Origin of the sequence: Chryseobacterium sp. SG20098, assembly GCF_031844745.1 — a bacterium.
GTDB classification, from domain to species: domain Bacteria; phylum Bacteroidota; class Bacteroidia; order Flavobacteriales; family Weeksellaceae; genus Chryseobacterium; species Chryseobacterium cucumeris.
This window is the reverse complement of sequence record NZ_CP134622.1, coordinates 1,178,621-1,193,992: the sequence shown is the minus strand read 5'-3', so window position 1 is coordinate 1,193,992 and position 15,372 is coordinate 1,178,621. Positions and strand designations below refer to the sequence as shown.

Here is a 15,372-nt window from a genome sequence, read left to right as displayed (position 1 = left end):
AGTATTTGAATATACAATATGATCAGAGCGAGTATAAAAAGAATATTTCAATTTTTAATGATGGTATTTACCTGTCTGTCTATTTTCACTGTCTTATATTCGCAAAATTATACTCCAGGGCAAATAGACAATGCATTAATAATTAAATCCGAGAATCTTAGAATAAGAGGTCAGAAAAAAGAATTAATTTCTTTAAATGAAAAATATATTACTATTTCCAAAAATCAGAATTATCTAAAAGGGGAGATTTTAGGTTATATCAATATTGCTAATATTTATGGAACTATAGGTGATTACAAAAATTCTTTTTATTATTTACAGAAAGCTGAAAAGAAAATTAAAAAGATTAATAGTGCTTATTTATCTGCAAAGCTTTACCAGGAGTATGGACAGGTGAATTATGTTATTGGTTTATACGTAAAAGCTTTGAAATACAATGCGCAGTCTATTTATTATGGTAAGATGATTTCTAATCATGGTGAAAAGGAAATATTATCAGGAATTTATGCAAATAGGGCAGATTTTCTGCATAATGTTCACCAGGATGACTCCTCACTTATTTATTTGCACAAAGCATTAAAAATAAAATCAAGCCCGGTAATTAATTCATTGATAGCAGATCATTATATGGTTTATAAAAAAAATATAGATTCTTCCTCATATTATTTAAATAATGCATTGAAGCTATTGCAGAAAATGAATTACTGGAATATTCAAAGAGGGCAGACCTATTACTATTATGGAAATTTTTTAAATAAGAATAAAGAGCCTGAAAAAGCATTGTTTTATTATGAAAAATCTGTTGCCATTCTAGAGAAAACCAAGAGAGTGTATAATATTCCTCTGCTTTATAAGACAATTTCAAGTACTTATAGTGAATTAAATGATGAGGAGAAAGAAAAGGAATATCTTGAAAAGTATACTAAACTAAAAGATAGTTTGAGCAGAGTCTGCAACGAAAGTGTTAACACTTCAATTGATGAAATTATAAGAGAAAAAGAATCTGAAAATACTTCAAAAAAGAATTTGTTTTTATTTTATAATATTGTGGTGTTTTGTCTTATTGTTATTTTGCTTTTTGTTTATATCCGTTATCAGAAGAATAAAAGCATTATAAAACAGAAGGAATTTGAGGCTCATGTTTTAAAAGAAAAACTCTCTCACTCTTACGATTGTATTATTGATCTGGCTAAAAAAAATGATCCTAATTTTCTCAATAAATTTCAGGAAGCATATCCGGACTTTGTTAAAAAGTTGCTGGCAATAAATTCTAATTTGTCGAAATCTGATTTAACGTTTTGTGCAATGATATGGTTGGGATTTTCATCAAAAGAAATTGCACAATATACTTTTGTGGAACATCGATCTGTTCAGAATAAAAAGAACAGGCTTAGGAAAAAATTAAATATTTCTTCAGATGTTGATCTGTACCTTTTCTTTAAAAATCTTTCTGATGGTCACGCTGAAAATAGCATATTAACATGATGTGTTATTTCTTTAAAATAAAATATGTAAACACCGTTTTTAGCTTTATAGCTGTTGTTTCTAAATGATGTATTTGTGATGTAGGTGGGTTTTGTCGCAAAAGCAGTATTGTGTTATATTTTTGCAAAAGTTTAAAATACAATACTAATTATGAAAAAGAAGGTTATACTTGTTACAAGTATTTTTTGTTCCTTATGTTATTGTTCCCAGGTTGGAATTAACACATCTACACCTATGAAAGCACTGCATGTCAACGGAGCTTTGCAGGTTGTAAATGAACTGAATGTGGGAGGGACTGCTTCTACTGCCGGTTCGGCAGGAGTTGCCGGACAGGTTCTTAAGTCTAACGGACCAGGAGCTGCTCCCACATGGCAAAATTTCGCAGGGGTTCCCACTTCTACAGGGACGGTTATTGTAGTAAATGGACAATTTCTGGTGGCTCAGGAAATTATTGTACAAATGACTAATGATTTTACAGTTATAGGTGGTTCCAATGGGGGTATTCCGGTTGCTATAGGAAGTTTAAATAATGAGATTGTGGATAATGAAAACCAGTATACGGGTTCAGCCGCAGGTAATTCATTTAGAGTGTCCGCTGACGGTGTGTATCAGGTGACAATGAATGCGCAGTTATCAACAGTTAACGGATCATCTCCTGTACTAGGTATCTGGGATGATACAACCGGTAACTGGGTTGCCCGTGTTAATGATTTATATGCAATAACAACTGGGAGTTTACAAACGTATACGCTTCTTACTTCTATTCCTATGTTGGCTGCTCATACTTATTCATTCAGACTCTATAATACAGATAATGTAACGATTAAGTATTTAAGCTCTGGGACTACAGGGTCTGGTCCTGTTACCCAAATGTCTTTACGAAGATTGAAGTAGAGTCTTTTATTTAAATTACTATTACTATATAATAAAAAAAACAGACTAAAAAATTTAGTCTGTTTTTTATATATCTTATTCTTTTTTTTCATTCATTGCTTTTTTAACAATTTATCGCATGAGTATAAATGATAGATTTAATTTATCTATGATAAATTGATATTAAAGTATAATTATACAAAAATTGAGTTCTTACTTGTTTTTATCTGCATACTTTGCAATCCATTTATAGAGTGTCGTTTTGGGAATTTTATAATCATTTATTATTTCCAGTTTTGTTTTCTTTCCTGTTTCAATTTGTTCCAGGATAAATTCTATGATTTCCTTAGTGTAGATATTTTTCCTGAATTCAGGTAAAGACGATATTTTTTTATGAGAAGCATTAGAAGAAAATTCCTTTTTAGGTGGAGAAAATAGAATAAGATGTTGTGAGTAGGCCCGGAAAAAATCATACTCTAACAGTTTGCTCCATCTCAATAATTTATCAGTTGTCAGATCTTCTTCAAGGAACATTTTTTCAATTTCAGATTCAGTACATTTCATAAAATTACATGCTCTCTGCATGTCCAATGCTTCTTCCAGAAACTTAGCTTTAATAATGCTGCCAATATGTATTTGTTTAAAGTTCAAAATAAACGGTATTATATGATTAAAATTATTTTCGCAAAATTGTAAACCTTAGGGAATTTATTGTGTCGATGTTAAAAAGAGTCTGAATTATAATGAATATCATCATAATTATAGATAGACAATCTTAATTCCTACTTGAGAAGATAAATAAGAGTAAAATTTTTCATCATTTTTGTTTTGTTCAAATTTAGCATGGATTATTTTTCTTTTATCAAATAGTCATACAACATAAGTACATCATTTTTTATCAAATGTTTATGGATAAAAAAAAACTCCCGAAAAACGGGAGTAGCAACTTTGATCAGTATTATAGATCTCTATAAAATCAAAAATGAAAACTGATTGTGTTATTAAAATATTAAAAGAGTTTGTTTTTTTGTGGGAATCAAACACTTTAGCCAGGTTGTTAATCTAACAATATGTATTTGTGTTTATGTGTCAAATAGTGTTAAAAAATTTTCCTGGTTTAAATTTATGTCTGATATTTTAAGTAAACAAAATTTTAGATACATCAAAGGTACATCAATTAATTTTTGACTTGATAATAGAGGGATTCTAGATGATGAAAGATCTTTCCTGAGAATGATCATAGAGTTTTATACAAGAGAGAAATTTATCAGATTGTTTCCAATATCAAATAGTTTGTATTGTGTAAATCAAGCTATAGTGAATTTTATATATTTAAATATTATTTCATTAATGATTTTTATATTAATTATTATATAGTGTTTATTTTAGAGAATATATTTGTATTTTAACTAAATTTGGGAATAATTTATGATTGTTTTTTGTTAATATTTTTATTTTATTTAATTTTGTGGCAACGAAATTGTAATTGTATAATTTGGATGGGAAATTTATTATCATATTCTGTTAATTTATTTATGTTAAGGATTGATATTATTTTTTTGTCCCTTTGAAACTTATTATTAATTTACTATGCAAACACTAAAGCTTAATCAATTTTTGAAAATATTGGTAAGCATTCTGATATACCTTTCATTTTCTACGTTGCTTTATTCTCAGGCATATACACATAAGTATATAGACAGTATGCTGATAAAAGTTAATGAGGATTTAAGAATAAGCGGTAGAAAAAAGGAATTGATTGACCTTAATAATAAATTTTGCAATATCAGTAAAAAACAAGATTACAAAAAAGGGGAGATACTTTCATATATTAATTTGGGTAATATTTATGCTACTGTTGGAATGTATGAAAAAGCATTCAAATATCTACAGGTTGCTGAAGAAAACCTTGAAGGGATTGATGATTATTATTTGCATACGAAATTATATCAGGAGTATGGTCAGGCTAATTATGTAATAGGACTTTATAAAAAAGCAGTTAAGTATAATTCGAAATCCATTTATTATGGTAAGCAAATAAAAGATCAACATGATCGAGAAATTTTATCTCTGGTTTATGCTAACAGGGCTGACTTTTTAAGAGAAAGTAATTCAATTGATTCTTCTTTAATCTATTTACAGAAAGCTTTAGAGATAAAGCCTACACCGGTTATCAATTCCACGATTGCTAATCACTATATGCTTTTTGCTAAAAATGAAGATTCAGCACAAATGTATTTTAACAGAGCGTTTTCTCTTTTAAAACAAAGAGAGTACTGGGATCCTCAAAGAGCTCTTACTTATTTCTATTATGGCAATTTTTTATTTGAAAGACAGGATTATACTTTGGCTTTAGACTATTACATTAAATCAGTGGAAATACTCAAAAAAACCCGAAGAGTTTATCAGATTCCTATGTTATATCAAACTATTGCCAAGACCTATAAAAAATTGAACAATGCCTCCAAGGAAAAAGATTATCTGGAGAGATATGCTAAATTAAACGATAGTCTGGGAAGGGTGAGGGATGAATCCATAAATAATTCTGTTGATAAAATAACTCGGGAAAAGGAGAAAGATGATGTAGACCAACAGAACTCAACCATACTGTATAACGTAATCATTTTTTCATTATTTTTCATTATTATTATTGTATATTATGTCTATAATAAAAAGATTACTAAAAAACGTAAAATCATAGAGGAGAAAGAATTAGAGACAGAACTTTTAATGAAAAAAATGTCTGTTGATGATGAAAGGCTTGTGTCTTTAGCCAGAAAAAATGATCCTTTATTTTTTAATGAATATCAAAATGCTTATCCTGAGCTAGTTGGAAGACTTTTAGAAATTAACCCGAAACTATCAACCAACGAACTTTCATTTTGTGCTATGATACAACTGGGCTTTTCTTCTAAAGAAATTGCTCAATATGGATTTATGCAGCACAGATCCGTACAAACAAAGAAAAACAGGTTACGAAAAAAATTACATATTCCATCCGACGTGGATATATATTTTTTCTTACAAAATTTAAATTCAAAATGATGCTTTTAACTGCACATACGGTATCTTACAGCAGCTTATCTGAAAATAAAAAGGCTTCCATGAAAAGAAGCCTTTGTGTTATAATTTAAATATGAACTTTCAGTTGTGAAAAGGTAAGAATTGCCGGTTCATATAATGGATCAGCCAGTTTTCCAAACCCATATTTGCAGAAAATAAATGATAGTCCATTGAATGTTGCTGAATCATAATCGGTTTGAGTATCACCAATGTAAACGGAATCTTTGGTAGATAACTGATTTCTTTCCATAAGAAACTGTATGTTTTCAGATTTATTTTTTTGGGTTCGTCCGTGAGACTCAAAATCAACAAACAGATCATTGAATTGATAATAATCTAAAAATGATTCAATATATCCATCCTGACAGTTGCTCACTATGAAAAGTGCATAAGTGTTGGCCAGATTCTTTAAAGTTTCTTCTACGCCATCGTATAAAGTCCCGCCTTCTAAGTGAAGTGTTTTATTTTCTTCGGCTACAATTTCAGAAAGAATTTCTTTAGCTTGCAGATCCGAAATGCCGGGAATAATATCTTTTACAATATCATGGGCTAACAGTCCCATATACTGATCCATGTCTTCGGGTTTCAGTTCTCTTTGGATTAACTCATGTTTGATCAATATCTTATTCCATATTTTGATGATGGTAGCTCTGGAATCCCATAATGTTCCATCCAGATCGAAGATTAGATTCTTTGTTTTCAAAATGACTAATTTGTGGTTTAAATTTAAGTAGGGTAACGTTTAAAAATTACAAAATCATAGTCAGCTGGACTCTTTTTCTTGCTTCATCTACTTCTGTTACTTTTACACGAACATGTTGATGAAGTTTTACAACCTCATTTACATCTGATACGAATCCTTCTTTCAGCTGGGAAATATGAACCAGTCCGCTTTCTTTGATTCCAAGATCCACGAAACATCCAAAAGCGGTAATATTATTGACAATTCCCGGAAGAATCATTCCTGCTTTTAAATCTTTAATGCTTTTGACATTCGGGTCGAATTCAAATACTTTTGCTGCTTTTCTTGGATCTAGTCCCGGTTTTTCAAGTTCTTTTAAAATATCCTTAATTCCTAAGATTCCAACTTCACCTGTAATGTAGTTTTCGGGTTTTATCAGGGCTATTTTTTCTTTATTGGCTATCAGTTCATTGGTTTTAATACCCAAATCTTTTGCCATTTTCTCTACAATTCCATACGCTTCCGGATGTACTGCAGAGTTATCCAGTGGATTCTTGGCATTGGTGATTCTCACGAAAGCTGCGGCTTGCTGGAAAGCCTTTTCTCCAAGTCTTGGAACTTTCTTTAGCTGTTTTCTATCTTCAAAAGCTCCGTTTTCAGTACGGTAATTCACAATGTTTTCTGCCATTTTTTCTCCGATTCCGGAAACATAACTTAATAGTGATTTGCTGGCAGTATTTAGATTAATTCCCACGGAATTTACACATTTCATCACGGTAGAATCCAGCTCATTTTTCAACTGGGTCTGGTCTACATCATGCTGATACTGTCCAACCCCGATGGATTTGGCATCAATTTTTACCAATTCCGCCAACGGATCAGAAAGCCTTCTTCCGATAGAAACTGCTCCACGTACTGTTACATCATATGATGGAAATTCATCTCTTGCAATTTTACTTGCAGAATAAACGGATGCTCCTGCTTCTGAAACTACAAAAACCTGCAAAGGTTTATCAAAAGCAATTTTTTTTATGAAGAATTCTGTTTCGCGGCTTGCTGTTCCATTACCAATAGAAATCGCTTCGATATGATACGCATTCACCATAGAACGGATCTTTTTCATAGCCATTCCGCTTTCATTTTGCGGAGCATGAGGGTAAAGGGTTTCGTTGTGTAATAGATCACCCTTTTCATCCAGGCATACTACTTTGCATCCGCTTCGGTATCCGGGATCTATTGCCAGAATCCTCTTTTCTCCTAAAGGCGGAGCAAGAAGGAGTTGGCTTAAGTTATCAGAGAAAATTTCAATGGCTTTTTTGTCTGCTTTTTCTTTAGCTTCCTGTAAGGCTTCATTTGAAATAGCAGGTTCCAGAAGTCTTTTATAACTATCTTTTATGGCCAGTGCAATTTGTTCAGAACTTTCATTATTAGATTTGATAATGGCCTTTTCAATAAAATCAATGGCTTCTTCCTTGTCTATTCCTACATTTGTTTTTACAAAACCTTCTGCTTCTGCTCTAAGCATGGCTAAAAGCCTGTGAGAAGGAGTTCTGCTAAGGCTTTCTTCCCATTCAAAATATTGGGAGAATTTCTGGGCTTCTTCTTCGTCTTTTTTAGCTTTTACAACCTTGGAGGTAACTACTGCTTTGCGCTGAAATAGTCTGCGAAGGTTTTTACGGACATACATGTTTTCGTTAATCCATTCTGCCATGATATCTCTTGCGCCTTGAAGCGCTTCTTCTTCAGAAGCAACTTCATTGTTCAGGTATTTTGAAGCCAGAAACTGAATGTCATTACTTTTCTGGCTCATAATGATTTTAGCTAAAGGTTCCAGGCCTTTTTCCTTGGCTGTATCAGCTTTGGTTTTCTTACGCTTTTTATAAGGCAGATAAAGGTCTTCTAGCTCCTGGATGTCAAAGCTTTCTTCTATTCTCTGTTGAAGTTCAGGAGTCAATCCATTCTGTTCTTCTATTGATTTTAAAATAGATTCTTTTCTCTTAACAATTTCATCAAATTGCTTACTGATTTTTGAGATCTGTTCGATTTGTGTTTCATCAAGGTTTCCGGTTTTATCTTTTCGGTAACGGGAAATAAAAGGAATGGTACAGTCTTCAGATAATAGTTGTAAGGTATTGTTGATGCTCTTTTCAGAAATATTGAGCTGTTTCTGTATAAATTCTACGGTCGTCATTGTTCTGTTTTCGGAAAGCTAAAATAGGGTTTTGGAATGAGAAAATGTAAATCGAAATGTATTAATCTCTTTTCTCCGGTTTATTAAAGATATTTTAATGGATTGATAACTAATGTTTAATTTTTTGTTTGCGATGTGATCATGTTTAAATATTTACTTATTTATGCTTGCTAAAATCTAATAACCGCAATAATAAACATGAAAAAAATATTTACATTATTCATCTGTTATTCTTTTATAATATCTTGTACAGTCACGGAATATGAGGAGCCTAAAAAGTGTAATTGCACAGTACAGAAATATGAGCGGACCGTGATTTTAAAAAACGGCAATGACGGTACTTATAGTGATTATTCTGACACAGGATGGGTAGTTAAGGGAAACCCACAGAAAGATAATTCTGCTGGATGCTCAAGAAATGGAACTCAAAAAGATACGGAATTCTCCAGTAGTTACGATTCTCAATACAGATGGGATGTATATCGTAAATGGGTGTATGATTGCAAATAATTTGAATAAATTTATATTTCTTGATATATGTTAAGATGATGCAAAGCAGGTTTTTCTATTTTTGTACCCGAAAACAACAAAATTTCAATAAACTTTTTTAAAACAGTTCAATATGAAAAAAATTAGCGTAATTGCATTAGTAGGAGTAGGATTGCTTTTGGCATCATGTGATAAAGGAAAAACAGCAGAAACAGCAGCTACGGCTCAGGAACAAACTGTAGCAGAGAGCAAAGGAGAAACACTGGCAGTAGATACAGTAGGTTCTGTAGTAAACTGGAAAGCTTTCCACAAAGGAGGAATGGCACCTCGTTGGGGAACACTTACAGTGAAGTCAGGAGATATCAGTGTTGATGCAGGTCAGGTTTCTGCAGGAAACTTTGTAATTGATATGAATTCTATCAAGGTAGATCCGGCTTCAGTAACAGAAAAAGATAAAAAACCGGCTGATCTTGAGGCGCACTTAAAAAATCCTGATTTCTTTGATGTGGCTAAAAACCCTACTTCAGATTTCAAAATTACAAGTGTTACAGATTTGAAAGAAGCACCAAAAGATGCTGTAGCAGGAGCTAATAAAACGGTAAGCGGAAACCTTACTTTATCAGGAAAAACAATGAATGTTACGTTCCCTGCGAAAGTAGAGGTGGCAGAAAATTCAGCAGCGATTCAGGCTAAATTCACTGTAAACAGAGCCGATTGGGGACTTAAATTTGGTACTTCTGAAGCAGATCCTGCAGAATGGATGATCAGCAAAGACATCGAGATTGCAATTGACGTAAAAGCTAAAAAATAAGTTATTTAAACATTTATAACTACAAGAGCTGTCTTTATGAAGACAGCTCTTTTTATTTGAAAATTTTTTTGCTCAAATGGAAAAGGAAATTAATTTACAATCTTGGAGTTCTGGATTCTTACACAATATTCACTTCCCAGATATAAAGGATTTCCGTGCTTCTCAGACCAGAATCCATCCAGTACGTCTCTATTCAGGCACCGGTACACAGCAACTCCTTTATAGGTTTTGTCATCTTCTCCTTCGTAGTTGAAATTAATCACTAAAATTTGGTCTTTATAAAATCCTGTCCCGTTTTGCTGATGGTCGCCAATCATCCATTGAGCAATAATGCGATTATTTTCATCAACAGATAAGGTCAATATACCATGATAAGTTGGCAGGAAAGATTCCTCCTGATTGCTTCCTTCAATAGAGTAGCTTCCCGCCAGATCGTGTACTGTCATTGATTTACTTTTTGAGAGCAAATTTAAAACATTAAGATCATATTGAATAATATTCATTGTACACTTAAAAATTAGAATGATTTACCTTAACTACACTAAATATACTTTACTTTGTAAATCTTCCTTAATGGTTTAAAAATAGTGAAGGTGTAAGTATATTTTTATAAATTAAGCTCTATTTTTGCGGCAAATTAAATGAAGAATGATTCCTTTTCTGTTGATAATAAACGTGCTCGCGTTAGGTGCCTTTGGTTTTGATAAATGGCAAGCCAAAAAGCATCAATGGAGAATTTCCGAAAATACCCTTTTAGGAATTTCTCTACTTGGCGGAATTATAGGAGCCGCTGCGGGAATGATTTTCTTCAATCATAAAGTTTCCAAGAAATCTTTTCTCATGAAATTTATACTGGTTGTTTTAATTGATCTTGTTATGTTTTACAGGTTGCTAAGGCTCTGAGTGTGAATGTTAAAATAGTTCTCCGAAATGTTAAATATTTGAATAACATATTAATTATTGTGTTTTTTTTATATTTTTATCATGCTAATAACATAAACAAAACAACATGAGAAATCTTAGAAAAATTTCCAGAACTGAAATGAAATCAGTTCAGGGAGGAATCGTTAAAGGAATGGTAAGATGCAAAGATGCCGACACATGCGCCGTAAGATGGGGATGGGCAACCGGATTCTCCAGTAATTGCGCAGAATTTGACATCATATGCGGTGAACCGCCTGTAATAGATCCATGCGAAATACAAGCTTGTGTATAAATAATTTAAAGAGTGTTTTTCGGACACTCTTTTTTATTGTCTTGTAAATAAGTATTTTAAACAAAATATTAAATATTTGTATAACTAAATATTTTTTCATTAAAAATCACTACTTTTGCACCCGTAAAAATCTTTTATGCAAAACATTAGAAATATTGCGATTATCGCACACGTTGACCACGGAAAGACGACTTTGGTTGACAAGATCATTCACGCTACCAACATTTTCAGAGAAAATCAGGAGAGTGGGGAGTTAATTATGGATAACAACGATCTTGAAAGAGAAAGAGGGATCACGATCTTATCCAAGAATATTTCTGTTACTTATAAAGACACAAAAATTAACGTAATCGATACTCCTGGTCACGCCGATTTTGGTGGAGAAGTAGAAAGAGTATTGAAAATGGCTGATGGGGTTATTTTGTTGGTGGATGCGTTCGAAGGACCAATGCCGCAAACAAGATTCGTACTTCAGAAAGCTTTGGAATTAGGATTGAGACCATTAGTGGTTATCAATAAAGTAGATAAACCAAACTGTCGTCCTGACGAAGTTCATGATAAAGTATTTGACCTGTTCTTCAACCTTGATGCTACAGAAGAGCAATTGGATTTCCCTACATTCTACGGATCTTCAAAACAAGGATGGTTCAACACTTCATTAGAGCAAACTGAAGATATCTTACCATTATTGGATGGTATTTTACAATATGTTCCTGAACCGAAAGTAACAGAAGGTAATCTTCAGATGCAGATCACTTCTCTTGACTTCTCTTCTTTCTTAGGAAGAATTGCAATCGGGAAAGTGACAAGAGGTGAGATCAAAGAATCTCAATGGATTGGTCTTGCTCAGGCAGATGGTAAAATTGTAAAAGGAAAAGTAAAAGAACTTTACGTTTTCGAAGGATTAGGAAAGAAAAAAGTAACTGAAGTACAAGCTGGAGATATCTGTGCTGTAGTAGGATTTGATGCTTTCCAGATCGGAGATTCTTTCGTAGATCTTGAAAATCCTGAGCCATTGGAAAGAACTGCAATTGATGAGCCTACGCTGAATATGACGTTCTCTATCAACAATTCACCTTTCTTTGGTAAAGATGGTAAATATGTTACTTCTAATCACCTGAAAGAAAGATTAACAAAAGAATTAGAGAAAAACCTTGCCTTAAGAGTTCAGCAGACTGATGATGCCAATACATTCCTTGTATTCGGTAGAGGTATTCTTCACTTATCAGTTTTGATCGAAACAATGAGAAGAGAAGGTTACGAAATGACAATTGGTCAGCCACAGGTTATCTTCAGAGAAATTGATGGTGAGAAATGTGAGCCTTATGAATCTTTGGTTGTTGACGTTCCTGAAGAATTTGCTTCAAGAGTTATTGACCTGGCAACTCAGAGAAAAGGTGACCTTCACATTATGGAAACTAAAGGTGAAATGCAGCACATGGAATTCGAAATTCCTTCAAGAGGTTTGATCGGATTACGTTCTCAGATGTTGACAGCTACGGCTGGTGAAGCTATTATGGCACACCGTTTCACAGAATATAAGCCTTTCAAAGGTGCTATTCCTGGAAGAAACAATGGTGTTTTAATCAGCAAAACAACTGGTCCTGCTACAGAATATTCTATTGCTAAACTTCAGGATAGAGGTAAGTTCTTCGTTGATCCGGGTGAGGAAATCTACACAGGGATGATCATTGGTGAACAAAACAAACCTGGAGACCTGGTAGTAAACATCGTAGAAGCAAAACAGCTGAACAACATGAGAGCTTCAGGAAAAGATAAAGATACCGGTGTTGCTCCAAAAATCTTATTCTCTCTGGAAGAATGTATGGAATACATCCAGGGTGATGAAGCGATTGAGGTAACTCCGAACTTCATCAGAATGAGAAAGAAAATCCTTTCTGAAGAAGAAAGAAAAAGAGTAGAAAGATCTGCGAAAGCATAGTAAAAATCTTATACATAAAATCAAAGCCTCGATTTTCGAGGCTTTTTTTCTATACCTACCCATTAAAATGCTTATTTTGGCATAATAATCTCTAAGAATAAAAAATAAATTTTAATGTAGTTTTGTGACTATGAGAATGAATAAATTAAAACTTATCGTTTTATTGGGCGTTTTTGCATCGTATACTACCTCATGTTCCGTTCAGAACAATGTTGTAAAAACACCCTCCACGAAGAATCCGACAAAACCAATCAACAATACAAATCCTCCAAAAGTAATTCCGGTAGCAACAAAACCAACAACAGGAACAGCAGCTTCAACGGAAGAAAATTTCAGAACCAATCTTCCGGAAATCAAAAGAGAATTCCGCGGAGCATGGATTGCCAGTGTTGCCAATATCAACTGGCCTTCAAGAAATGATCTTACAGTGGAACAGCAGAAAGCAGAAGCAATCAGCATGCTTGATATGCTGAAAGATAATAATTTCAACGCTGCTATTTTCCAGATCAGACCTTCTGCAGATGCACTTTATACAAGTAATATAGAACCATGGTCTTACTTTCTGACCGGAGAAACAGGAACTGCACCATATCCCAATTATGATCCGCTTCAGTTTTGGATCGAAGAAGCTCATAAAAGAGGATTGGAACTTCATGTCTGGTTGAATCCTTACCGAGCACATCATACCAACGGAGGAGCTGTGAATAAGCTGTCAATGGCAAACAAACTCTCTGATATAGTTGTCAGACTAAAGAATGGAATGTATTGGTTTGATCCGGCTAATCCGAAAACACAAGGCCATGTGTCCAATGTGGTAAAAGATATTGTAAAAAGATATGATATTGATGCTGTGCATTTCGATGATTATTTCTATCCTTATGCTACTTACAATAAAGGAGCAGATTTTCCAGATAACGCCAGTTGGAATGCTTACTTAAGCAACGGAGGGACTTTATCCAGGGCAGATTGGAGAAGAGATAATGTGAATAAATTTGTAGAACGTATCTATAAAGAAATTCATGCAGAAAAAAATAATGTAAGATTCGGGATCAGCCCGTTCGGAATTTGGAAACCCGGATATCCGATGGGAATTATAGGTTCCTCTCAATATGACGAGCTTTATGCAGATGCTAAATTATGGTTAAATAAAGGCTGGGTAGATTATTTCTCTCCACAGCTTTACTGGCCCATAGATTCTAAAGGACAAAGCTTTGAAGCTCTGTTAAGCTGGTGGCAGTCCGAAAATACAATGAATCGTCATTTATGGCCGGGATTGAATACTGTTGAGATTAAAGTATCAGACCGTCCAACAGAAATCAAAAACCAGATTGCTATTTCCAGAAATATCCTTAAAAATGATGCAGGAGAAATTCACTGGAGCATTGCAGGGCTTACTAAAAATCCCAATATGCTTCCCGCTTTGAAAAACGGTCCATACAATGAGAAAGCACTAGTTCCGAAATCTCCATGGATAAAAGCTGTTCCATTGCAGACGCCTACCTTATTTATTGCTGATAACGGAAGCTTTGCTCAGACAAGCTGGAGTACAAAAAATGCTGCTGATGTCTTTCTATGGGTGCTTTTTACTCAATATAACGGAGTATGGCAAACAGAAATTTTAACGCTTGATACCCTTTCAAAAGACATTCCTAAATCTAAAGATGGGAAAAAACTGAACGCAGTGGCCATCAAAGCCATCGATAGATTAGGAAATGAAAGTGATTATATAGCAAGAAGGATTAAATAGTAGGAATACAATCCATTATAAATTGGTCATTGCGAACCTTTAGGTGAAGCAATCTCAATCATAAATTAAAAAAACCGGTTCTCAGGCAGAACCGGTTTTATTTTAGAATAACTATAAATTATTAGCTTAAATGATTGTAAACCAGCACTATTTTTAATCGTGGTATAGGATTTTATAGCAAATAATGAACTTATCGGAACTGTTTTTGCATGATTCATTCTATAATCACCAAAATATAACATTATGAATACTAAAAGACTTTCCACCAACATGGAAAAGGCATTAAGTGATCAGATGAACAAGGAAATTCATGCATCACACGTTTTTTTATCCTATGGAATTTGGGCTGATGACAAAGGTTATCAGGGAATTGCCAACTTTCTTTACCGCCATGCTCAGGAAGAAAGAAATCACTCGATCAAATTCATGGAATATATTTTAAACAGAGGAGGAAAACCAAAGGTAGACGCTATTCCTGCTCCTCCGGCAGATCCTGAAAGTCTTACTGCCTGCTTTGATGGTGTATTTAAACATGAAGTTGACAATACCACTGCTATTTACAGAATCGTAGATCTTTCTATGGAAGAAAAAGACTGGGCTACATGGAATTTTATGCAATGGTTTGTTCAGGAACAGATTGAAGAGGAAACATTGGCTCAAAACTTAATAGATAAATTGAAAATCGCAGGAGGTGACAGAGCTACTGACGAATCTTTATTTACTTTAGATAAAACTTTAGAGGAAGCACCAAATGATGTTCCGCTGGCCCAGAATGCTACGGGAGCCAACCCATAAACATCCGGTGAATCCAAACCTTTTGAAAATCTGTCAGAATATTGGCAGATTTTTTTATTATGAAACTCTGCCAAAAAT

General features: G+C 33.6%; 14 protein-coding genes. 10 read left to right on the top strand and 4 right to left on the bottom strand.

All coding sequences use genetic code 11. From position 1 onward, the window contains the following. The first annotated feature begins 57 nt into the window (after positions 1–57). Positions 58–1,485 (top strand): LuxR C-terminal-related transcriptional regulator, encoded by a 1,428-nt coding sequence (locus RHP76_RS05465; RefSeq protein ID WP_311229667.1) that lies wholly within the window; start codon positions 58–60, stop codon positions 1,483–1,485. Between the two features lie 234 nt (positions 1,486–1,719). Beyond that, the gene (locus tag RHP76_RS05460; protein WP_280210649.1) at positions 1,720–2,379 is read left to right on the top strand and encodes a hypothetical protein; all 660 of its coding nucleotides are present in this window, start codon (positions 1,720–1,722) and stop codon (positions 2,377–2,379) included. Between the two features lie 192 nt (positions 2,380–2,571). Here RHP76_RS05460 and RHP76_RS05455 read toward each other — a convergent pair whose 3' ends face one another. Further along, a complete protein-coding gene (locus RHP76_RS05455) occupies positions 2,572–3,009 on the bottom strand; it encodes a transposase (RefSeq protein WP_120231458.1) in 438 nt (145 codons plus the stop codon). A gap of 1,053 nt (positions 3,010–4,062) precedes the next feature. Here RHP76_RS05455 and RHP76_RS05450 point away from each other — a divergent pair. Next, entirely contained in the window at positions 4,063–5,403 is a 1,341-nt protein-coding gene (locus tag RHP76_RS05450; RefSeq protein WP_311229666.1) for a hypothetical protein, read from the top strand. Between the two features lie 85 nt (positions 5,404–5,488). Here the strand turns inward: RHP76_RS05450 and RHP76_RS05445 are convergent, their stop codons facing one another. After that, complete coding sequence (locus RHP76_RS05445; protein ID WP_311229665.1) at positions 5,489–6,124, bottom strand: HAD family hydrolase; 636 nt, start codon at positions 6,122–6,124, stop codon at positions 5,489–5,491. A 46-nt stretch (positions 6,125–6,170) separates the two neighbouring features. Continuing rightward, positions 6,171–8,294, bottom strand: a complete 2,124-nt coding sequence (locus RHP76_RS05440; protein ID WP_311229664.1) for a Tex family protein — start codon at positions 8,292–8,294, stop codon at positions 6,171–6,173. Between the two features lie 312 nt (positions 8,295–8,606). Here RHP76_RS05440 and RHP76_RS05435 point away from each other — a divergent pair, with 312 nt between their 5' ends. Together RHP76_RS05435 and RHP76_RS05430 are read left to right on the top strand one after the other, a co-directional pair. Continuing rightward, a complete protein-coding gene (locus tag RHP76_RS05435; RefSeq protein ID WP_311229663.1) occupies positions 8,607–8,804 on the top strand; it encodes a hypothetical protein in 198 nt (65 codons plus the stop codon). A gap of 112 nt (positions 8,805–8,916) precedes the next feature. Continuing rightward, positions 8,917–9,594 carry a YceI family protein gene (locus RHP76_RS05430; RefSeq protein ID WP_062675166.1) on the top strand — a complete coding sequence of 226 codons (678 nt, stop codon included), beginning with the start codon at positions 8,917–8,919 and terminating at the stop codon, positions 9,592–9,594. Between the two features lie 89 nt (positions 9,595–9,683). Here the strand turns inward: RHP76_RS05430 and RHP76_RS05425 are convergent, their stop codons facing one another. Continuing rightward, positions 9,684–10,040, bottom strand: coding sequence for a hypothetical protein (locus tag RHP76_RS05425; protein WP_120231452.1), 357 nt, complete (start codon positions 10,038–10,040; stop codon positions 9,684–9,686). Between the two features lie 202 nt (positions 10,041–10,242). Between RHP76_RS05425 and RHP76_RS05420 the strand changes: the two genes are divergently transcribed. The 5 genes from RHP76_RS05420 (at position 10,243) to RHP76_RS05400 (ending at position 15,294) form a co-directional block, all read left to right on the top strand. Continuing rightward, positions 10,243–10,497 carry a DUF1294 domain-containing protein gene (locus RHP76_RS05420; RefSeq protein ID WP_120231451.1) on the top strand — a complete coding sequence of 85 codons (255 nt, stop codon included), beginning with the start codon at positions 10,243–10,245 and terminating at the stop codon, positions 10,495–10,497. A 106-nt stretch (positions 10,498–10,603) separates the two neighbouring features. Next, positions 10,604–10,810: a bacteriocin-like protein gene (locus RHP76_RS05415; RefSeq protein WP_062675163.1), complete on the top strand. Its 207-nt coding sequence runs from the start codon at positions 10,604–10,606 to the stop codon at positions 10,808–10,810. A 136-nt stretch (positions 10,811–10,946) separates the two neighbouring features. Further along, positions 10,947–12,752, top strand: coding sequence for a translational GTPase TypA (typA, locus tag RHP76_RS05410; protein ID WP_062675162.1), 1,806 nt, complete (start codon positions 10,947–10,949; stop codon positions 12,750–12,752). Between the two features lie 130 nt (positions 12,753–12,882). Next, positions 12,883–14,499, top strand: coding sequence for a glycoside hydrolase family 10-like protein (locus RHP76_RS05405; protein ID WP_311229662.1), 1,617 nt, complete (start codon positions 12,883–12,885; stop codon positions 14,497–14,499). A 243-nt stretch (positions 14,500–14,742) separates the two neighbouring features. Continuing rightward, on the top strand, positions 14,743–15,294 hold the full coding sequence (locus RHP76_RS05400) for a ferritin (RefSeq protein WP_062675160.1): 552 nt from the start codon (positions 14,743–14,745) through the stop codon (positions 15,292–15,294). Positions 15,295–15,372: the final 78 nt, after the last annotated feature.

Bases quoted from the DNA above. Each gene is read 5' to 3' on its own strand.
- RHP76_RS05465 (WP_311229667.1), top strand. From the start codon at position 58: ATGATGGTATTTACCTGTCTGTCTATTTTCACTGTCTTATATTCGCAA.
- RHP76_RS05460 (WP_280210649.1), top strand. From the start codon at position 1,720: ATGAAAGCACTGCATGTCAACGGAGCTTTGCAGGTTGTAAATGAACTG.
- RHP76_RS05450 (WP_311229666.1), top strand. From the start codon at position 4,063: ATGCTGATAAAAGTTAATGAGGATTTAAGAATAAGCGGTAGAAAAAAG.
- RHP76_RS05440 (WP_311229664.1), bottom strand. From the start codon at position 8,294: ATGACGACCGTAGAATTTATACAGAAACAGCTCAATATTTCTGAAAAG.
- RHP76_RS05430 (WP_062675166.1), top strand. From the start codon at position 8,917: ATGAAAAAAATTAGCGTAATTGCATTAGTAGGAGTAGGATTGCTTTTG.
- RHP76_RS05425 (WP_120231452.1), bottom strand. From the start codon at position 10,040: ATGACAGTACACGATCTGGCGGGAAGCTACTCTATTGAAGGAAGCAAT.
- RHP76_RS05420 (WP_120231451.1), top strand. From the start codon at position 10,243: ATGATTCCTTTTCTGTTGATAATAAACGTGCTCGCGTTAGGTGCCTTT.
- RHP76_RS05415 (WP_062675163.1), top strand. From the start codon at position 10,604: ATGAGAAATCTTAGAAAAATTTCCAGAACTGAAATGAAATCAGTTCAG.
- typA (WP_062675162.1), top strand. From the start codon at position 10,947: ATGCAAAACATTAGAAATATTGCGATTATCGCACACGTTGACCACGGA.
- RHP76_RS05405 (WP_311229662.1), top strand. From the start codon at position 12,883: ATGAGAATGAATAAATTAAAACTTATCGTTTTATTGGGCGTTTTTGCA.
- RHP76_RS05400 (WP_062675160.1), top strand. From the start codon at position 14,743: ATGAATACTAAAAGACTTTCCACCAACATGGAAAAGGCATTAAGTGAT.